This is a genomic window from Microbacterium sp. M (genome assembly GCF_045181065.1).
Classification (GTDB): domain Bacteria; phylum Actinomycetota; class Actinomycetes; order Actinomycetales; family Microbacteriaceae; genus Microbacterium.
Genome location: NZ_CP173721.1, coordinates 2,388,071 through 2,407,659 on the forward strand (window position 1 = coordinate 2,388,071; position 19,589 = coordinate 2,407,659).

A 19,589-nucleotide genomic window follows, 5' to 3' on the forward strand; every position below is an offset into this window, starting at 1 on the left:
GAGCGGTACCTTGTGAGCGTGTCGACGCAATCGTGGCGCGGGAGAGCGCCGGGCTCCCCCGCAGCCCTGGATGCAGCGCTCCGGGACATCGACTGGGCGATCCCGCCGGCCTGTTCCGTGCCTTCGCGGTTCGCTGCGCCGAGTGGCGAGCTGGCGGTCGTCTCCCTGGGCGACCCCGCGCAGCCGCGCGTGGTGCTGGTGCCCGGTGCGACGGGATCCAAAGAGGATTTCGCGCTGATGCTGCCGATCATCGCTCAAGCAGGTTACTTCGTGCAATCGTTCGACCTGGCAGGTCAGTACCAGTCCCACAGAGCCGGCGAAGGATCGGCGTACACGTATCAGCTCTTCATCGACGACCTGATCGCCTTCCTCGAAGCAGGCGGTCCCGCACATCTCCTCGGCTACTCCTTCGCCGGGACGATCGCTCAGCTCGTGGCTGTTCGGCGGCCTGACCTGCTGCTGTCGCTCGCGCTGCTGACCACGCCGCCGAGCTCGGGCAATGTGTTCGCACGCATGCGCGTGCTGGGCCCGATCGCGCCGATCGCGAGCGCGCGACGCGGTGCCGCGCTCATGATCTGGGGCATCGTGACCAACAGGAATCGCGTTCCGCCGCGACGTCTCGAGTTCGTGCGGTCGCGGTTCGCGCTCACCAGTCGACGCAGTGTCGAGGAGATCGTCGGACTGATGATGGCTTCTCCCGATCTGCGCAGCCGCGTGCGGGAGCTGTCGGTGCCCAAGCTCGTCGCCGCCGGATCACGTGATCTGTGGCCGCTTTCGGCGCACGAGCAGTTCGCGCGCGACATCGGTGCGGAGTTCCGCGCCTATCCGACCGGACACAGCCCCAGCGAGACCACGCCGCACCAGCTCAGTGCGGATCTGCTCGAACTCTACGCCAGAGCCCGCCGCTGAGTCACCGGCCGGGCGGCGATGCGACGCTTGCTCGACGACGCGCCTGGCGTCGCCGATGCGGAGCTTCCTCTGGCATGTGGAGCCGGACGGTGGGGAGCACCCAGCTCAGTCGACGACGGAGCGAGCTCCAGTTCTGGAAGGGGCGCGCTGACACGTCGACGACGAGACCGCGATCGCGCAGCACCGTCATGTCGGGACGCACATGGAAGGCGAGGTCGAAGTCATCGTGGATGTGCGGTTCATCGCGGTGGACCTCTTCGCTCAGCATCCGCCACGCTCGAGAGCGCATCGCCATGTTCGAGCCGAACAGGGGCGCGTGGCCGAGGAACGGCGTGAGCACCGCGTACATGCCGCCGATGTAGAGGTGCCTGCCCATCCAGTGCACCAGTGGCGTCGCGCCGTAGAAACGAGGGTCGCCCGTGAGGAAGTCGAGCTCGGCACGGGCCTCGAACGTCCGAGCGATGCGCTCGATCCACTCGGGACCCGGTCGGGAATCGGCATCCAGCCTCGCGATGATGTCGCCCGTGGCCGCGTCGTACCCTGCGGATGCGGCCTGGGGAATGCCGGGGACGGGTTCCGTGACGAGGCGTGCGCCGTACCGTTCGGCTATGGCTGCCGTCTCGTCGGTGCTGCCGTTGTCGACCACGACGATCTCGTCCGGTCTGCGAGCCTGCTCGCCCAGGGCGCGAAGGCACACCTCCAGCATGCGCGCGTCGTTCCGCACCGGGATCACCACGGAGACGGAGAGGAGGTCGAACGTCATCGTCCTCCTATTGTGCGCGTCCGGCCGCTGGGACGGGAGAGTCCGGCACGCGCGTGCCGCGCGTATCGCTCGTCAGCACGATCGCCACGCCCGCGCCGCACAGGGCGAAGCCCAGGAGCGTCACGATCGTGAGCGGCTCGCCGAGCAGGAGCGCTCCCGCGGCCGCGGTCGTCGGAGCGACGAGGAACAGCAGCGCATTCAGCGCCGTGATGCCGATTCGGCGCAGGAGCCACCAGTACAATCCGTATGCCGTGAGCGTGGGAAACGCGGCGGCGAAGCCGGCCGCGGCCCAGAACGCCGTGGATGCCGGGGGCGCAAGCACTCCGAAGACTGCCGCGACAACCACCAGCGCCAGTGCGGTCGCGGTCACGTGGATGGTCAGGGTGACGAGTGTCCCGGTCCTGGACGCAGAGCGGCGCTGGAGGAACGTGCCGATGATCAGGCACGCCATCGCGAGGGCCGGCCAGAGGTAGGCGGCGGGGTGCGCAGTGGAGTCTTCGAGCTGGGAGCGCACGACCAGCAGAACCCCGACCGCCCCGACGAGGAGCCCGATCCACTGCGCCCCGCGGACTCGCAGACCCAGCAGCGGGCCGACCAGCATCGCGACGACGAGAGGTTGCACGGCATCGATCAGTGCCGTGGTGCCGGTGGCGACGCCTTCCGCGACCGCCGCGTACACCGCAGTGCAGTAGCCGAACTGCGCGCAGTGTCCGATGAGTGCTTGGCGGCGCACGTCCGCACGCGCGACCTCGCGGGCGGCACCCGTGGTGAGCACGACGACGAGCAGGACCACCGCGAGCGGTACGAACCGCCACACGAGCAGCGTCAACGGCGAGACGTCTTCCGTGGCGATCGCCGGAACGAGGAACCCGGAACTCCAGCTCACGACGAAGGCTATGGCGGCCGCCGCAGTTGTCGCCGCCCGAAGTACACCGATCTGTTTACTCATGATTTCGACTATACAGATTGGTATAGTTAAGTCCATGGTCGCCACCGTCCCCGAACTCGCCCCGCTCACGCCGGGCGCCACCCGCGTACTCGACGCCGCCTCGCGGCTCTTCTACGAGCGCGGCATCCACGCGGTCGGCGTCGACACCATCGCCGAGGCCGCCGGCGTCACGAAGAAGACGCTCTACGACCGATTCGGATCCAAAGAGGCTCTCGTGGTCTCGTATCTTCAGCACCGGGATTCCCGCTGGCGCGCGCACGTCGCCGAGCACCTCGCCGCGGCACCCACCCCTGGACCTGATCGAGTGCTCGCGGTGTTCGACGCGGCGATCAGCTGGTCGGACGAGAACAGCCCGAAGGGATGCAGCGCGATCAATGCCCGCGCTGAGATCGGCGACGGTCACGACGGGCATCCGGTGTTCCCCGAGGTCTCCCGCCAGAAGAAGTGGCTGCTCGAACTGTTCGACGAGCTGTGCCGCGAGTCGGGCGTCGCCGATGCGGAGTCGACGGCGCAGGCGATGATGCTGCTCTACGAGGGCGCGATCGTCACCGTGGGGATGGAGACCTTCCCGCAGCCGTTCGAGGCGGCGCGGCGACTCGCGAAGGGGATGCTCGAACGCGAGCTCGGCTGACGACCAGGGCGGCCGATTTCGACTCTTGACACGCCCTCAAGGCCTCGCTAGCGTATTGCTCATACGTAGAAGCAATGCGAATTCTTCAACGCCCGACCGGTCATACGTATGAGCATTCCCGGAAAATCGGCGGGCACATCCAGTCAAGGGAGACAGGAATGTCTAGAACGTCACGCACCGTCGCCGTGCTCACGGCGCTCGCGCTCGCCACGGGATTGAGCGCTTGCTCGCCCGAGACCGCGACCTCGAGCGCTCGCACCGACACGATCGTCTACGGCAAGTCGGACGGCGGCACCACGTACGTGCGCAACTACAACGTGCTCGGGCCGGCCACCGAGAAGGCCCCGAACTCCGAACTCATCTACGAGCCCCTCGCCCGTGTCGACTACAGCGACGGCGCCCTGGTGAAGCCCTGGCTCGCGGAATCGCTCGGCTTCGACGAGGCCGGAACGACGCTCACGATCACCTTGCGCGATGATGTGACGTTCTCGGACGGCGACGCCTTCGACGCCGACGATGCGGCGTACTCGCTATCGCTCCCGCTCGAGAACCCCGCACTCAACCTCGCAGGAGTCACCTACACTTCGGTCGAGAAGGTCGACGACCTCACCGTCGCGGTCACCTTCGACTCCCCCTCTTTCGCCGCCCTCAACCAGTTCGCGTCGAGCTCGCTGCCGATGGTGCCGAAGCACATCTGGGAAGAGCAGGACCTCACGACCTGGACGAATCCCGACCCCATCGGCACCGGGCCGTTCACGCTCGACGCCTTCGCCGCGCAGCAGGTCACACTCAAGGCGCGCGACGGGTACTGGGGAGGCGAGATGCCCATGACCTACTTCAAGATCCTCGCCACCAACGGCGAGACCGTGAAGGCGCAGCTGCTTCGCGGGGACGTCGACTGGGCGCCAACCGGATGGCCGGGCGCCGAGGAGGAGTTCGTGGCGAAGAACCCGGAGACGAACCTCTATCAGCTCTACGCCACCGGCGGTGCGTACTCGATGATGTACAACACGGCACAGGCCCCGTTCGATGACGCGAATCTGCGGAAGGCGCTCGCGTTGTCGATCCCGCGCTCCGACATCACCGCGACCCTCAACCGCCCCGGCACCGAGGCAGGACCGACCGGTCTTGTGGACGAGATCTACGAGGAGTGGATCGCCCCGGAATACCGCGGGGTCGTACAGGAGGTCGATGAGGATGCCGCGAAGGCCGCGCTCGCCGCGAGCGGCTACGAGGTGGTGGACGGCGCTCTTGTGAAGGACGGGCAGACCTTCACGCCCCGCCTCTCCTTCAATCAGGACTTCGGCTGGAACGCCTACGCGGACATCATGATCAACAGCTGGCAGAAGGTGCTCGGCATCTCCGTGGCGCCGGCCGGCGCCCCAGGGGCGACGCTCTACGACCAGCAGAAGACAGGAGAGTTCGATCTCACGATCGCGACGACCGGCGGTGCGGGCGTGTACGGCGTCTACAGCTTCCTCGACAGCCGCTATGCGGAACCGATCGGCACGTCCGCCGCGACGAACATCGGCCGCTGGAACGATCCGGAGACCGACGAGATCCTCACGGGCATGACCCAGGCCTCCGACGTGGAGACGATGAAGTCGCTCGCGCTCGATATGCAGAAGATCGTCGTGGACGAGGTTCCGTTCACGCCGCTCTACAACTCCTACTGGTTCGTCGATGTGAACGCGTCGAACTGGACCGGCTGGCCGACGCCCGAGGACTTCACCGCCGTGCCGTTCCCGAGCCTCGGTCCGGACACGGTCCTGACGCTGCTCTCGCTCGAGCCCGCATCATGACGAGCACCGCCAGCGCGGTCTCGGCGGCCGCGGCCGACACCGCGCCCGCCGAGTCCCCGCGCGCGCCGAGGAAGCGCAAGCGCGGACGGTTCCTGTTCCGCCGCCTCGGCTTCTATCTCGTGGCCGCGTGGTCGGCGATCACGCTCAACTTCATCATCCCGCGCCTGATGCCCGGCGACCCGTCGGCCGCGATCATCGATCAGCTCGAGCGGGTGAGCGGGCAGTCGCTGCCGCCGGACACGCTCGTCTCGATCCAGGGTCTCTTCGGCAACCCGGACGACAACCTGTTCGAGCAGTACGTGGCGTACCTCGGCCAGCTGGCGCGCTTCGACCTGGGCGTGTCCATCGTGAACTTCCCGGTGCCCGTCGCCGATCTCGTGGCGGCGGGCCTCCCCTGGACGCTGCTGCTGGTCGGCACCACCACGGTCGCGGCCTTCGTCCTCGGAACAGCCCTCGGCGTCGCTGCAGGATGGCGCGCCGGCACCCGCTTCGACGCGATCGTCACACCGCTCACGACCTTCCTCTCGTCCGTCCCGTACTTCTGGGTGGCGCTGCTCGCCCTCTGGGCGTTCGGCTTCGTCCTCGGTTGGTTCCCGCTCGCGGGCGGCTACGACCCCAACATTCCGATCTCGTTCGACCCTGCATTCATCGCGAGCGTCCTGCAGTACGGCGCGCTGCCCGCAGCCACGATCGTGTTCTCCGCCTTCGGCGGCTGGATGCTCGGCATGCGCAACATGACGGTCACGACGGTCGGAGAGGACTACGTCCTCCTCGCCCAGGCGAAGGGCCTCTCCCCCGCCAGGGTGCGGTGGCGCTACGCCGCCCGCAACGCGATGCTGCCCCAGTTCACGGGTTTCGCGATGGCGCTGGGCGGTGTGGTCGGCGGAGCCCTGCTCACGGAGATCGTGTTCAGCTATCCCGGCATCGGGTATCTCCTCTTCTCCGCGCTGCAGAAGCGCGACTACCCGGTCATGCAGGGTGTCTTCCTGCTCGTCACCTTCACGGTGCTCGTCGCGAACCTCATCGCCGACTCCGTGTACGTCTGGCTCGATCCCCGCGTCCGAGAGGAGAGCTGAGGTCGTGAAGTACAACATCTTCGGCAACGGCAAGGTCGCCTTCGGGGTGGTCCTGCTCTCGTTCTTCGTGCTCCTCGCCGTGTTCGGACCGTGGTTCACCGGCTCCGTCCTGGGTCTCGATGCGCGTGCCAACGACATCACGGCGATCGCCGCTCCGCCGAGTGCCGAGCACCCGCTCGGCACCACCCAGTTCGGTCAGGACGTGCTGGCCCAGGTGATCGAGGGCGCACGGGGTTCGATGTTCGTCGGATTCCTCGGTGCGACCATCGGCACGACCATCGCGGTACTGATCGGCGTCCCCGCCGGGTACTTCGGCGGCACCACGGGGAATTTCCTGAACTTCCTGACCAATCTGTTCCTCGTGATGCCCGTGCTGCCGCTCATCTTCGTCCTCGCCGGCTACCTGCAGGGAACGGGGCTCGTCATGATCGCGTTCATCATCGGCGTGTTCGGCTGGGCCGGGGGCGCTCGCACCCTGCGCGCCCAGGCCATGAGCGTGAGCAACCGCGACTTCGTGCAGGCCATGCGCATGCTCGGCGAATCCGACCGCCGTCTCATCTTCACCGAGGTGATGCCCCACCTCTACGGCTGGATCGCGTCCATGTTCCTCGGCGGGCTGATCGGGGCGGTCATGGCCGAGGCGGGGCTCGCGTTCCTCGGCGTCTCCGACTCGTCCGCGATCAGCTGGGGGACGATGATCCAGGCCGCCCAGCAGCAGAGCGCCGTGCTCCGCGGCCTGTGGTGGTGGTTCGTCCCGCCTGGGCTGTGCATCGCACTCGTCGGCACGGCAGCGGCCCTCATCAACTTCGGGGTGGATGAGCTCGCGAACCCGAAGCTCCGCTCGGCATCCCGCCGCGTGGCGAAGCGCACGGCCGCCGTGCAGCGCGCCGCCCTCGTCCCGGAAGGGGTCTGACATGACGTTCACCCAGACGATGCGCGACGGCGGGACAGCCGTCACGACGGCATCCGACATCGTGCTCGACGTCGACGGGCTCTCGGTGGAGTACGCGAGCGCCGGGGCACCGGTCCGCGCCTGCACCGACGTGACCTTCCAACTGCGCCGCGGGGAGATCCTCGGTGTCGTCGGCGAGTCGGGTTCGGGGAAATCCACCCTCATCACGGCGCTGACGCGGTTGCAGCGACCGCCGGCCGTCACCACGAGTGGTCGCATCGTGTTCCATCCGCAATCCGGCAGGCCTGGTATCGACCTCGTGCAGCTCAAGCCGCGCGCGCTGCGGTCACTGCGATGGACGAGTCTCTCGATCGTGCTGCAGAGCGCGATGGACGCACTCAATCCGGTGATGCGCGTTGGCGAGCAGTTCGTCGACGTCCTCCGCGTCCACGACCGCTCGATGAGCCGCGCGGCCGCATGGGCCGAGGCCAGGCGCCTGCTCGGCCTGGTCGGCATCTCCGCGGACCGCGCCAGGAGCTATCCGCACGAGCTCTCCGGCGGCATGCGCCAGCGCGCGACGATCGCGCTCGCTCTGGCATGCCGACCGGAGCTCGTGGTCATGGATGAGCCGACGACCGCTGTCGACGTCGTCATGCAGCGGCAGATCCTCGCGCAGGTGCTGCGGCTGCGTCGAGAGTTCGACTTCGCGGTGGTGTTCGTGACCCACGATCTCTCGCTGCTGCTCGAACTCGCCGATCGCATCGCGGTGATGTATGCCGGACGGATCGTCGAACTGGCCTCGGCACAGGACCTCTACCGGACGCCGATGCACCCGTACACGCGGGGCCTGCGCGATTCGTTCCCCCCGTTGCACGCTCCGCTCGAGCGGCTCGAAGGAATCCCCGGAACGCCACCCGATCTCAGGGCCCTCCCCTCGGGGTGTCCCTTCGCACCGCGCTGCCCGGCGGTGATGGAGCGATGCCACCAGCACCTCCCCCTTCTGACCCCGCGCGGCGACCGCTCGGCCGCCTGCCATCTCCACGATGAGGAGCTCGTCCGATGAACGAACCGGTGCTCGAAGCCGTCGACGTGGCGAAGCACTTCGCCGTCGCGAACTCCGTCGGCGACTCCTCCGTCGTGCGCGCCGTGGAGGGCGCCAGCATCCGACTCGAACCGGGCCGCATCACCGCCGTCGTCGGGGAGAGCGGAAGCGGGAAGACGACGCTCGCGCGCCTCCTGGCCCGCTTCTACGAGCCGACCTCCGGGCAGATCCGACTCGACGGCGTGACCGTCGCCGGAGACGGCATCCGCAGGTCGACGGTGCCGAAGTCGTACCGGAAGGCGGTGCAGCTCATCTTCCAGGACCCCTTCGGGTCCCTCAACCCGCTCCACCGGGTGCGTCACAACCTCGAACGAGCGGTGCGTCTGCATCACGGTCGCCTCGGCAGGACGGAGGTCGATCGCCGCCTGGCGAGCCTCCTCGAGCGCGTGAGCCTCACGCCGGCGAGCGACTACCTCGACAAGTTCCCGCACGAGCTCTCCGGTGGCCAGCGCCAGAGGGTCGTCATCGCCAGGGCGCTCGCGGTCGAACCGCGCGTGCTGCTCGGCGATGAGCCCATTTCGATGCTCGACGTGTCCATCCGACTCGAGATGCTCAATCTGCTCGACAAGCTGCGACGCGAGGACGGCCTCGCGCTCCTGTACATCACGCACGACATCGCGAGTGCGCGCTATCTGTGCGACGACATCGTCGTGATGTACGCGGGCCAGATGGTGGAGGCGGGTCCGAAGGATGCCGTCATCTCCGATCCGCAGCATCCGTACACGAAGCTGCTCGTCGAGTCGTCGCCGGATCCGCACCGGACCACGGCCACGGATCGCGACGACATCTTCGGGGCCGCCGACGAGCTCGGCGAGCCGCCGAGTCTCATCGACCCGCCGCCGGGATGCCGGTTCCATCCGCGATGCCCCTTCGCGATGGAGAAGTGCCGCACGACTCCCCCTCCCCGCGCTCAGCTGGCCGACGGCCGATGGGCCGACTGCTGGCTGCACGACGAGGGACGAGCCGATGAACTCGCCCACGCCACGATGACGGAACGCATCACACGAAAACTGACGGAGGAACCCCGATGACCAGCACCAACGGACGCCAGCGCGCGGCCAGGCAATCGGATGTCGCGGCGCTCGCCGGGGTCTCCCAGTCGGCGGTGTCCCGCGTGATCAGCGGAGACGCGGATTCGCGGATCCCCGAGGAGACGCGCCGTCGCGTGCTCGATGCCATCGCGACGCTCGGCTACGTGCCGAACCCGATCGCGCGGAACCTCCGCGGAAAGCGCACGCAGCTGCTCGGCGTGCACACGTTCGAGGCGCTGTTCCCCAACGCCCGCGAGAGCTTCTACTTCGAGTTCCTCCTCGGCATCGAGGAGCGCGCGGAGGAGACTCGTCACGACCTCGTGCTGTTCAGCTCGACGGGCGACGGCGGCGGTGCGCGGAAGATCTACCGCGACGAGACCAACCGGCTCACGATCGCCGACGGCAGCGTGCTGCTCGGCATGTCTCCCGATCGCGACGAGCTCGCGCGGCTCTGGCACGAGGGCTACCCCTTCGTCCACATCGGCCGGCGCGAGGTGCTCGGGGCCCCGTTCCCGTGCATCATCCCGGACTATCGGCGGGCATCCGCCGAGATCGTCCGTCGGCTGCACGACCACGGGCACCGGTCCTTCGCCTTCATCCGCGAGTCGATCGAGGGCGAGCCGTATGAGGACCGTCGCGACGGCTACCGGACCGCGGTGACCGAGCTCGGCATCCGTGATGTCTCCCCCGGGTTCCTCTATGACGAGAGCGGGCTCTCCGATGCCGTCATCGAGGGCTTCGTCGACGGCACCGTGACCGCTGCCGTGGTGGAGAGCGAACGGATCGCGGAGACGCTCCGCGGGCAGCTGGTCGCTCGCGGACTGTCGATTCCGGACGATGTGTCCGTCGCCGTCCTCGAGGACACCTCCGGTGCCGGTGTGCGCTGGGACGACCTGCGCATCCCGCGCAAGGAGATCGGACGGATCGCGGTCGAGCGGCTCATCGAGATGGTCGACGATCCGGATGCCCCGCGGGAGAGCGTGCTCGTCGCATGCACGGTAATGCCGGGCGAGACGATCACCGGGCCGCGCGGCACGGTGCCGACCGCTGTCGCGCCCTCGACGGCGGAGGGAGACGAACGATGACCCCGGTCGCGCCCGACCTCCTCGTCGTCGGCGGCGGCATCGGCGGCGTCGCCGCCGCTCTCGCCGCCGTCCGCCTCGGCCGCCGCGTGATCCTGACGGAGGAGACCGACTGGCTCGGCGGCCAGCTGACGAGTCAGGCCGTGCCTCCGGACGAGAATGCGTGGATCGACGAACCCTCCACGAGCCCCGGCTACGCCGAGTTCCGGCGCCGCGTCCGCGACTACTACCGGCGGAACTATCCGCTCACGTCCGCGGCCGCGGCGGCCCCCATCCTCAACCCGGGACTCGGCGTCGTGAGCCGGCTGTGCCATGAGCCGCGCGTCGCCCTCGCGGTGATCGAGGAGATGCTGGCGCCCTGGGTCGCATCCGGCCGGCTCGAGGTGCTTCTGCGATATCGTCCTGTCGCGGTCGAAATGGACGGAGACCACGTGCGATCGGTGACCGTCCGTCGCGCCGACGGCACCGAGCGCGAGCTCTCCGCCCCGATCGTCGTCGACGCGACGGAACTCGGCGATCTGCTGGCGCTCGGCGACGTGGAGCACGTGATCGGCGCGGAGGGTCGCGACGACACCGGGGAGCTGCACGCCCCGGAGACGGCGAATCCGCTCGATCAACAGGCGATCTCCTGGTGCTTCGCGCTCGAACATCGCCCAGGAGAGGACCACGTGGGTGATCGCCCGGCGCGTTACGAGCACTGGCGCACGCACGTGTCTCCGTTCTGGCCCGGCCCGCAGCTGTCCTGGACCGACGTGGATCCGATCAGCCTGCGGGTGCACACGCGCCCGCTCTTCCACCTGCGCCCGACCCCCGACATGCCGTTCGATCTCTGGCGCTTCCGTCGGATCCTCGCTGCGGAGAACTTCCGCGAGGGCACGATCGACTCGGATGTCACCATCGTGAACTGGCCGCAGATCGACTACTGGGAGGCGCCGATCCTCGGCGTCGACGAGGATGCCGCCGCGCGCGCTCTCGCGGCCAGCCGTGAACTCTCGGCATCCTTTCTCTACTGGATGCAGACCGAGGCGCCCCGAGAGGACGGCGGAGCCGGCTACCGAGGGCTGCGCCTGCGCGGTGATGTGACGGGCACCGACGACGGCTTCGCCAAGGCACCGTACATCCGCGAAGCGCGCCGAGCGATCACGGAGTTCCGCGTGCTCGAACAGCACGTGGGGGTCGAGGCGCGCGGCCCCGGAGTCGGCAGCGAGATCTTCGCCGACAGTGTCGGGATCGGTCACTACCGCATCGACCTGCACCCGAGCACGTCGGGGCGCACGTACGTCGACATCGAGGCGTACCCGTTCCAGATTCCGCTCGGCGCACTCCTGCCGGTAAGGGTGGAAAATCTGCTGCCGGCGGCGAAGAACATCGGCTCGACGCACATCACGAACGGCTGCTACCGGCTGCATCCGGTGGAGTGGGCCATCGGCGAGGCCGTGGGGGCGCTCGCGTCGTTCGCGCTCGAGCGCGGCTGCCCGCCGCGTGCCGTGCGCGCGGATGCCGACCTGCGGGACGACTACCGGCGGCTCCTCTCCGACCGTCTCGGCGTGACGCTGCAGTGGTCGGAAGAGGTGCGCACGCACCACTGGAAGCCCGATCCGGTGGATGCCCAGGACGTCCCGGTCCGCTGAGACCGGGGCTCGTGCGCCGCAACGAGGCGGCGGACGGATGAGAGGGAGAACAATGTTCAGACCACATCGATCTCGCCGGGTCGCGTTCGCGTTGACTGGCCTCGTCGCGACGGTGCTCGCGCTCGCGGCGGTGCCGGCGACGGCCACGGCAGCCCCCATCGGGAGTGCTCCGGCTCTCCAGGTGGACGGCAATTGGATCCGCGACGCGAACGGCAACGGCGTCACGCTCCAGGGGGTCTCCGTCCTCGCACCAGAGCAGAACGACGTGTGCGAGTACTGCAATTCCCGCCCCACGTCTGAGCTCATCGACCTGGCGGCGGATGCCGGGGCCGGCTGGAACTCCGACGTGGTGCGTCTGCCCGTCACCGAGATCAGCTCCACGACGGATCTCGCCGCGTACGATGCGCAGTACATCGCGCCGTACGTCCAGCAGGCCGTCGATCTCGGCATCTACATCATCATCGACCTGCACCTCGTGCGGGATTACGGTGACGCGGCGGGTGCGGTCCCGCAGTCGATGGTCAAGCGGTTCTGGGATTACATCGCGCCGATCTACGGCGGCACGTCGAACGTCATCTTCGAGGTGTTCAACGAACCCATCAACCCGGCCGACTGGAACACGTGGAAGAACTACATCCAGCCCGTCGTGGATTCCCTCCGGACGGCCGCTCCCGACACGCTGCTCCTGATGGGCTCGCCGCAGTGGAGCACCATGCTCAACGGCGCGACCACGAACCCCGTCGAGGACGACAACCTGGCGTACGTCTATCACATCTACCCCAACCAGGGCTCGCCGACCGCGGCGCTGCTCGACGCGAAGTTCGGAGATGCCGCCGATCAGGTCCCTGTCGTGATCACCGAGTTCGGCTGGAACCCCGAAGGCGAGTTCTCCGACGCCGTCACGCGCGGCACGACGTCCAACTGGGGCGTTCCGTTCCGCGAGTACGTGGACGCGCATCCGTGGATCGGATGGCAGGCGTGGATCCTCGACAACTTCTGGAAGCCGCAGATGTTCGACTACGACTGGAACCTGATGGGCGGCGAGTATCAGGGTCAGTTCATCAAGTCCTGGCTCGCCGGCGAACCGAACGTGTCGCCGTGCCAGACGCACGACGCCGTCGGCGCGAGCGTGCAGGTGTCCTCGGTCTACCAGACGTTCACGGGCGACAACCTCACCGACGGCGATTGCACCGATGCCGGCCGCTGGATCTCGGCGATCGGCGACACGACACCGACGGCGACCGTGACGCTCGCGGCGGCCCAGGATGTCTCGTCGGTCGGCGTCTACAGCGGCTACAGCGGCGGGACGGGAGTCGTGCTCGTGGACTTCACGATCGAGGTCCACACCTCCGCTGGTTGGCAGCAAGTGGCCGCGGTCACGGGCAATACGCAGGCGGCTCGGGATGTCCCGGTCGGCGTGAGCGGAGTCGATCAGATCCGCCTCGTGGTCACGAACCCCTCGGCCTCGACGACGGAGGCGAAGATCGCGCGCGTCTACGAACTGGCCGTGCGCGGCTGACACACGTAGACATGGGACCCGGGGACTCCTGCGAGTCTCCGGGTCCTCTCCGTCCGGTCTGGGATGAGGATGCCGGATCCTTCACGTGGTGCGGCGGGCGCAGCGTTCTGCCCCTCGAAACTCTTCGCGGACGCGCCGCGAGGCCCGTCGCTTCAGCCCGGATTCAGGATCGAGCGGCCACACTGGAAGAATGCGGATCCTGGTGGTGGACGACGAGGTGCGCCTGGCCGAGGGCGTGCGCCGCGGCCTCGAGGCCGAGGGGTTCGCCGTCGATGTCGCACACAACGGCGTCGACGGACTCTGGCGGGCACGGGAGACGCGCTACGACGCGATCGTGCTCGATCTGATGATGCCGGGCATGAGCGGGTGGAAGGTGTGCGAGGCGCTGCGCGCCGAGGAGAACTGGACACCGGTGCTGATGCTCACCGCGAAGGACGGCGAGTGGGATCAGGTCGAGGCGCTCGAGACGGGGGCCGACGACTACGTCACGAAACCGTTCTCGTTCGCGATCCTGGTGGCCCGACTGCGCGCGCTGGTCCGGCGGGGAGCCGTCGCCCGTCCGGCGATTCTGGAAGCGGGTGATCTGCGGCTCGACCCCGCCGCGCATCGCGTCTGGCGCGGTGAGAGCGCCATCGCTCTCACGGCCCGGGAGTTCTCCGTCCTGGAGTATCTGATGCGTCATCGCGGTCAGGTGCTGTCGAAACGCGCCCTGATCGACGGCGTCTGGGACGACGACTTCGACGGCGATCCCAACATCGTCGAGGTCTACGTCGGGCACCTGCGCCGCAAGCTCGACAAGCCGTTCGGCCGTGGGGCGATCGAGACCATCCGCGGTGCGGGCTACCGGCTGGCGGCGGACGGTGGCTGACCGCGGCTGGCGCTCGGTGCGAGGCAGGACGACGCTCGGAGCAACTGTCGTCGTCGCGGTCGCCTTGCTCGTCGGCGCCTTCGCGTTCTACGGCGTCCTCAGCACCAGCATCCATGGCAGCACGGAACGCTCGGCCGAGCAGCGCCTCGAAGAGCTCGCGGAACGCCTCGACGGCCCTGGCGGCGGAGACGCGATCAACGCGGTCGACGATGAGATCGTTCAGATCATCGGGCCTGATGGGTCCGTCCGCGCCGCCAGCGAGGAAGCCCGCGAAGCGCTGGGATCGAACCCCCTCCCCCTCTCCGACGACGCGCAGACGCTGATCGTCGACGAGGAGCAGATGCTCGTCGTCTCGGAAGACCTCGAGGGCGACCAGACTCTCGTGGCCGCCGTCTCGATGGAGGACGACGCGGACACCCTGGCGACGGTCTCGATCCTGCTGGCCATCGCCGTCCCGCTGCTCCTGCTCCTCGTCGCGGTGACGACCTGGCTCGTCGTCGGCCGTGCGCTCCGCCCGGTCGAGCGGATCCGTGAGCGCGTCGATGACATCACCGCTGATCGCCTCCATCAGCGCGTGCCGGTGCCAGACACAGCCGACGAGATCGCATCGCTCGCGATCACGATGAACGGCATGCTCGATCGGCTGGATGCCGCCGCCACCGCGCAGCGGCGGTTCGTGTCCGACGCGTCGCACGAACTGCGCTCCCCGCTCGCGACCATCCGTCAGCACGCAGAGCTCGCGCAGGCCCATCCCGAGGTGACGAGCATCGACGAGCTGGCAGAGGTCGTGTCTGAGGAGGGGCTGCGTCTGCAGGGCATCGTCGAATCCCTGCTGCTGCTCGCCCGACTCGACGAGGGCGCTGGCACGCACGACGAGGCGATGGACCTCGACGACGTCGCGCTCGGCGAGGTGCGGCGCCTGCGCGCCGCAGGGCTCGAGGTCGACGGCTCCGGCATCCAAGCCGCGCGGGTGCACGGCGACCCCCGACTGCTGGGTCAGCTGGTGCGCAACCTCGCCGACAACGCCGCCCGCCACAGCCGTGGCCGCGTCGCGATCGGCGTGACCCCTTCGGATCGGCACGTGTTCGTCACGGTCGAGGACGACGGCTCCGGCGTCCCCGCAGACGAGCGCGAGCGGATCTTCGAACGCTTCGTCCGACTCGACGAGGCGCGCAGCCGTGACGCCGGAGGCAGCGGCCTCGGCCTGGCGATCGCGCGAGGCATCGCAGCGTCCGCCCACGGCACGCTGGTGGTCGATGACTCTCGCTGGGGCGGCGCACGGTTCGTGCTCACGCTCCCCCTCCGCGACTGATCGGACGCCTGGATCGTCGTTTCCTGAAGAAGCCTTCAGGACGCTTCAGGGAGGCTTCAGCACCCCTGCGACACCATCGAGACATGGACGACAAGACCCCCACCCCCGACAACACGCCTCACCAGACCCCGGATTCCGCACCAGGCGCTCCGGCGGGTCCCGTGACACCGGCGCCCGGCGAGGCACCGTATTCGGCGGCCCCCGCAGCGACTCCCGCTCCGGCCGAGGCGAAGCGCGGACGAAAGCGAGCGCTCCTCATCGGCGGCGGCATCGCGGCAGCCGTGCTGCTCGCCGGCGGCGGCATCGCGGTCGGCGCGGCGATCGGAGACGAGTTCGGCGATGACGACAGTTCATCGGCGTCCGACGGTTCGCGCCACGACGACATGACCCGCCACGACACGGACCACGATGACAGCGACCACGGTGACAGCGACGACGACCATGATGACCGGAGTGCGTCCTCGACCGGCGGCGGCCCGGTCACCGGTATCGGCACGGCGTCGGCGGACGAGCTGATCGAGATCGCGGATGCCGCGCGCGACGCCGCCGAGGGCGATGTCACATCGATCGACGCGAAACGCGACGGCACCTGGGAGGTGCAGTTGACGAACGCCGCGGGCGATGAGACCGAGGTCCGCGTCGACGAGGGACTCACGGCATCGGTCATCTCGACCGACCCGGGTGACGGCGACGACACCGCCGCCAGCCTGAGCCTGGACGACGCGACGATCCGCGCACTGGTCGACGCCGCACTCGCCGAAGCCGACGGGATGATCACCGACCTCGACGTCGACGTCGATGATGTGAGCCCGTACGACGCCTCGGTCCTCACGTCGGACAACCGCTCGATCGACATCGACTTCGGCGCGGACTTCGTCGTCGTCGGTACGGACATCGACGACTGAGGGGGACGTCTCTCACCGGCTATAGGGTCCCGGAAGCCTTGAGTTTCCGGGACCTCTCGGTCGGTTGCGTCCCCAGGGCACACTTCACACGCCGCACGGTCCGGCAGAACCGCACGACAGTGATGAACATCGTCGGAGGCAGCATCCTGAGTGCTGCACGATCCCCGACAGTTCGTCAGCATCAGCGTCGGGCTGACCGTCCACATCGTCGTGATGCTCGCCGCCTTTGCCGTCGCCACGGTGATCGCCGTCGGGATCTCGACCCGCGCAGGCCGGACGACCCCGACGGACCGTCCTCACTGAGGGTCGACGGTGAACCAGGCCGTCGGGCCGTTGGTGAGCAACGGCGCATTCTTCGCCCCGAAACGGGATGCAGCATCCGGCCACGCGATGAAGTTCTTCTCCGCACGACGCGCGGTGTCGTTCGTGATCGGATCGACGGCGAACACGCCCGTCCCGCCAGCGCGCACCACACGCATCAGTTCACGGACGTACTCGGCGGTGCGGGCGTCACCTGTCGGCACGGATGCCCGCAACTCGCCGTTCCGCAGGCCGTCGTCGTCGGAACGTGACCGCACGAGGCTCGCGAGGCCGGCGCCCACGATCGCGTAGACCCACCCTCGACCGGACGGGTGACGCACCACATAGTCACGATGGAACATGCTCTCGGAGATGATGCTCGTGTCCACAAGGGTGACGTGAGATCCCGCGCATTCGCTCAGTGACAAGCGAAACGCCGGGGCGAGTGTCTCGGGTTGTTGAGATGCGTCGACGAACCTCACCGCAGGAAGACTGGTTCGTGTCGCGTCGCTGAACTGTGCTTCATCCGCGGGCGTCAGGAAGACGCAGAGCCGATGGAGCTTCGACGGTGCGCTCATGACACCAGCGGTGACGTGATCTTGGTCGCCCGGTACGACTGCCCATCCTTCGTGGCACGCCACCGGCGCCAGTGCTTCGCCGACAGGCGGAAGGGCAGATGCTTCTGCACGTGAGCGGCAGCATTGTGCAACCGGTCGTCGGCGGGGAACGCGAGCCAGAGCGAGAGGGAAGAGGCTGTCGTGCCGAACGTGGCACGCACCCCGGACCCGCCGAGGCGGCGCCCGTAACCATCCACCGCGAACCCACCGAACGCGTCGGCCTCGATCCCCTCGTACGGCGATCCTGTCGCAGGGTCGACCAGCGCGACCGGCGCGTTCCAGATCAGGGCGGCCAGCGGGTGGCCGTGGGCGCTCACCGCTCCCGAGCCCGCACCGCTCAGGGCGCCAAGCGTGGCATCGACGTCATCTGAGCGAACCCGCCACTGGGTGTGTGCGCGCTGCCGGCTCCGCGGTCCACCGAGGTGCGCGGCAGCGAACGATTCGAAACGGTCGGTTTCGCCGGGCGGCCCTCCGGCCCAGAGCTGGAAGGACATCTCCGGCGCACCGATGGTCACCACGGCGGCGTCGAGGAAGGCCTGCACGCTCTCGTAGGCAGGGCGGGGATTCTTCGTGCGAAGCGAGTGCGCTCCTCCCGCCGAGGCCGGCAAACCGTCGTAGGTCACGACCTCCTGAGTCAACGTCACCCCTCCATTATCGTGACGACCAGGACAAGCGTGACGCGTGCGCGGTGCGAGCGGAACCGGCCCCGCGCGGCAGGAACGACGACAGCACCCACAGCTAATCTGAATTGTGCGGAGGGGACGACAGCCCGCGGACTCACGGATGAATGGATGAGGACATCATGAGCAAGCGGACCATGGTGCTGCACAGTGCGCACCAGGATCAGTTCGACGTGCCGGACAGGGACCTCGTGTTCTACGACCAGCCCTACGACACCGAGCAGCTGTCGCGCGTCACCGATGTGCACCTGTGGTCTCCGCTTGACGGGCCCATCGAACGTCTCCCGGAGATCATCACGGCGATGACGAGCTTGAAGACCCTCAGCATCGGGCCGGGGAGGGTCCTCACCACCATCGTCACCGGATTGCGGCAGGGCGATCTCCCCGAGAGTCTGGAAGAGCTCTCGGTGCACATCAGCGATCGGACCCTGGTCTGGCCGGATGTGGTGGTGCCGAACCTGAAGACCGTCTACGTCGGCGAACCCTTCCGCTTCAAGAACGAGCACTTCCCCCGGCTCCGCTCCCTCTCCCTGTACCCGCAGAGATCTCTCAACAACGTGCGGCAGGCGCTCGAACTGCCGCTGGAGGAATTGAACCTGTTGAACGTTCCCACGGACGAGGAGATCTTCCGCCTCGTCGAACCGGTCGGGCTTCGCCGGTTCGGGTTGATCGGCGGACGCACGCTGACGAGCCTCACCGGGATCAGTGCGCTCCCCCAGTTGGAGTCGTTGCGGCTGAAGAACCTCACCGCTCTCGGTGAAATCTCGGAGCTGGCTGCACTCCAGCACCTCGAGATCGTGAACATCCAGTACTGCAAGAAGATCACCGGCATCGCCGCCATCAACGAGCTCCCCCGACTGCGCAGGCTCACCCTGGTCGGATGCGGAAGCATCGGGCTCGAGACGATCGAGGCGAAGCTGTCGACTCTGGAATGGGCCAACACCGGGGCGACCACGTGACTATCTAGCTGGAGACTGCTCGGTAGCCTGGGCGCATGACGGAACTCTTCCGACGTGCCACCGGATGCTTGCAGGAAGCCGGGTGGACGTGCGAGCCGCCGCTGTCCACGGAAGACGGGGTTCCGTCCGCGCTGCAGCCGGCACCCGAAACGGTGGTCGACTGGGTGTCGTCGTTTTCACAACTGTCGAATGCAGACGAGACCGTGTGGTTCTTGTCCCGCCACGACTACTCGACCGGCTCGGAGGATGCATTCGCGTGGAACGAGTGCGAACAGCTGAGCATCCAGGCGGCGACAACGGACGACGAGGCGGCCGCGGTCTCCCGTTTTTGGAAGCGCCACGTGCCCATCCTGCTTTCCGTCCGCAACGGCTACGAGTACCTGGCCGTGCGCGACGATGGAGCTGTCGTCCACGGAGCGGAGCCGGAGTTCGAAGAGGCGGTCGCCGTGTTCTCTCACTTCGAGGATCTGATGAGGTACATCGTCGCGCGGCCGACAGCATGGAAAGACGTGGTCGAGAGACTGCTGTTCGATGCCGGCAAGCATCCCTGACACCACGCTA

General features: G+C 68.0%; 20 protein-coding genes. 16 read left to right on the forward strand and 4 right to left on the reverse strand.

Features of this window, described 5'->3' with window-relative positions; translation table 11 throughout:
• Positions 1-18 precede the first annotated feature (18 nt).
• Entirely contained in the window at positions 19-909 is an 891-nt protein-coding gene (locus ACI7YT_RS11630; RefSeq protein ID WP_406245690.1) for an alpha/beta fold hydrolase, read from the forward strand.
• A 1-nt stretch (position 910) separates the two neighbouring features.
• Here ACI7YT_RS11630 and ACI7YT_RS11635 read toward each other — a convergent pair whose 3' ends face one another.
• Together ACI7YT_RS11635 and ACI7YT_RS11640 are read right to left on the reverse strand one after the other, a co-directional pair.
• Positions 911-1,672 carry a glycosyltransferase family 2 protein gene (locus ACI7YT_RS11635; protein ID WP_406245691.1) on the reverse strand — a complete coding sequence of 254 codons (762 nt, stop codon included), beginning with the start codon at positions 1,670-1,672 and terminating at the stop codon, positions 911-913.
• A gap of 7 nt (positions 1,673-1,679) precedes the next feature.
• Positions 1,680-2,621, reverse strand: coding sequence for a DMT family transporter (locus tag ACI7YT_RS11640; protein ID WP_406245692.1), 942 nt, complete (start codon positions 2,619-2,621; stop codon positions 1,680-1,682).
• A 34-nt stretch (positions 2,622-2,655) separates the two neighbouring features.
• Here ACI7YT_RS11640 and ACI7YT_RS11645 point away from each other — a divergent pair, with 34 nt between their 5' ends.
• The 13 genes from ACI7YT_RS11645 to ACI7YT_RS11705 all read left to right on the forward strand — a co-directional run bounded on the left by ACI7YT_RS11645 (position 2,656) and on the right by ACI7YT_RS11705 (position 16,775).
• Positions 2,656-3,252 (forward strand): TetR/AcrR family transcriptional regulator, encoded by a 597-nt coding sequence (locus ACI7YT_RS11645; protein ID WP_406245693.1) that lies wholly within the window; start codon positions 2,656-2,658, stop codon positions 3,250-3,252.
• Positions 3,253-3,410: 158 nt separating this feature from the next.
• On the forward strand, positions 3,411-5,054 hold the full coding sequence (locus ACI7YT_RS11650; RefSeq protein ID WP_406245694.1) for an ABC transporter substrate-binding protein: 1,644 nt from the start codon (positions 3,411-3,413) through the stop codon (positions 5,052-5,054).
• Complete coding sequence (locus ACI7YT_RS11655) at positions 5,051-6,130, forward strand: ABC transporter permease (protein WP_406245695.1); 1,080 nt, start codon at positions 5,051-5,053, stop codon at positions 6,128-6,130. Before ACI7YT_RS11650 ends, ACI7YT_RS11655 begins: the two co-directional genes overlap by 4 nt.
• A gap of 4 nt (positions 6,131-6,134) precedes the next feature.
• Complete coding sequence (locus tag ACI7YT_RS11660) at positions 6,135-7,043, forward strand: ABC transporter permease (RefSeq protein WP_406245696.1); 909 nt, start codon at positions 6,135-6,137, stop codon at positions 7,041-7,043.
• A 1-nt stretch (position 7,044) separates the two neighbouring features.
• Entirely contained in the window at positions 7,045-8,085 is a 1,041-nt protein-coding gene (locus ACI7YT_RS11665; RefSeq protein WP_406245697.1) for an ABC transporter ATP-binding protein, read from the forward strand.
• A complete protein-coding gene (locus ACI7YT_RS11670; RefSeq protein WP_406245698.1) occupies positions 8,082-9,155 on the forward strand; it encodes an ABC transporter ATP-binding protein in 1,074 nt (357 codons plus the stop codon). The genes ACI7YT_RS11665 and ACI7YT_RS11670 overlap by 4 nt, the downstream gene beginning before the upstream one ends.
• Positions 9,152-10,240 carry a LacI family DNA-binding transcriptional regulator gene (locus ACI7YT_RS11675; protein WP_406245699.1) on the forward strand — a complete coding sequence of 363 codons (1,089 nt, stop codon included), beginning with the start codon at positions 9,152-9,154 and terminating at the stop codon, positions 10,238-10,240. The genes ACI7YT_RS11670 and ACI7YT_RS11675 overlap by 4 nt, the downstream gene beginning before the upstream one ends.
• Positions 10,237-11,868: an FAD-dependent oxidoreductase gene (locus ACI7YT_RS11680; RefSeq protein ID WP_406245700.1), complete on the forward strand. Its 1,632-nt coding sequence runs from the start codon at positions 10,237-10,239 to the stop codon at positions 11,866-11,868. Before ACI7YT_RS11675 ends, ACI7YT_RS11680 begins: the two co-directional genes overlap by 4 nt.
• 52 nt (positions 11,869-11,920) lie before the next feature.
• The gene (locus ACI7YT_RS11685) at positions 11,921-13,387 is read left to right on the forward strand and encodes a glycoside hydrolase family 5 protein (RefSeq protein ID WP_406245701.1); all 1,467 of its coding nucleotides are present in this window, start codon (positions 11,921-11,923) and stop codon (positions 13,385-13,387) included.
• A 190-nt stretch (positions 13,388-13,577) separates the two neighbouring features.
• Entirely contained in the window at positions 13,578-14,255 is a 678-nt protein-coding gene (locus ACI7YT_RS11690) for a response regulator transcription factor (RefSeq protein ID WP_406245702.1), read from the forward strand.
• Positions 14,248-15,567, forward strand: coding sequence for a sensor histidine kinase (locus ACI7YT_RS11695; RefSeq protein WP_406245703.1), 1,320 nt, complete (start codon positions 14,248-14,250; stop codon positions 15,565-15,567). The genes ACI7YT_RS11690 and ACI7YT_RS11695 overlap by 8 nt, the downstream gene beginning before the upstream one ends.
• A gap of 83 nt (positions 15,568-15,650) precedes the next feature.
• Positions 15,651-16,472: a hypothetical protein gene (locus ACI7YT_RS11700; RefSeq protein WP_406245704.1), complete on the forward strand. Its 822-nt coding sequence runs from the start codon at positions 15,651-15,653 to the stop codon at positions 16,470-16,472.
• 150 nt (positions 16,473-16,622) lie between these two features.
• A complete protein-coding gene (locus ACI7YT_RS11705; protein ID WP_406245705.1) occupies positions 16,623-16,775 on the forward strand; it encodes a hypothetical protein in 153 nt (50 codons plus the stop codon).
• Here ACI7YT_RS11705 and ACI7YT_RS11710 read toward each other — a convergent pair.
• Positions 16,769-17,134: a hypothetical protein gene (locus ACI7YT_RS11710; protein WP_406245706.1), complete on the reverse strand. Its 366-nt coding sequence runs from the start codon at positions 17,132-17,134 to the stop codon at positions 16,769-16,771. The two genes, ACI7YT_RS11705 and ACI7YT_RS11710, sit on opposite strands and share 7 nt — an antisense overlap.
• A 212-nt stretch (positions 17,135-17,346) precedes the next feature.
• Positions 17,347-18,033 carry a hypothetical protein gene (locus ACI7YT_RS11715; protein WP_406245707.1) on the reverse strand — a complete coding sequence of 229 codons (687 nt, stop codon included), beginning with the start codon at positions 18,031-18,033 and terminating at the stop codon, positions 17,347-17,349.
• A gap of 158 nt (positions 18,034-18,191) precedes the next feature.
• Here ACI7YT_RS11715 and ACI7YT_RS11720 point away from each other — a divergent pair, with 158 nt between their 5' ends.
• Both ACI7YT_RS11720 and ACI7YT_RS11725 read left to right on the forward strand, forming a co-directional pair.
• Complete coding sequence (locus ACI7YT_RS11720; protein WP_406245708.1) at positions 18,192-19,028, forward strand: hypothetical protein; 837 nt, start codon at positions 18,192-18,194, stop codon at positions 19,026-19,028.
• A gap of 35 nt (positions 19,029-19,063) precedes the next feature.
• Positions 19,064-19,579 (forward strand): hypothetical protein, encoded by a 516-nt coding sequence (locus ACI7YT_RS11725; RefSeq protein ID WP_406245709.1) that lies wholly within the window; start codon positions 19,064-19,066, stop codon positions 19,577-19,579.
• The last annotated feature ends 10 nt before the right edge of the window (positions 19,580-19,589 follow it).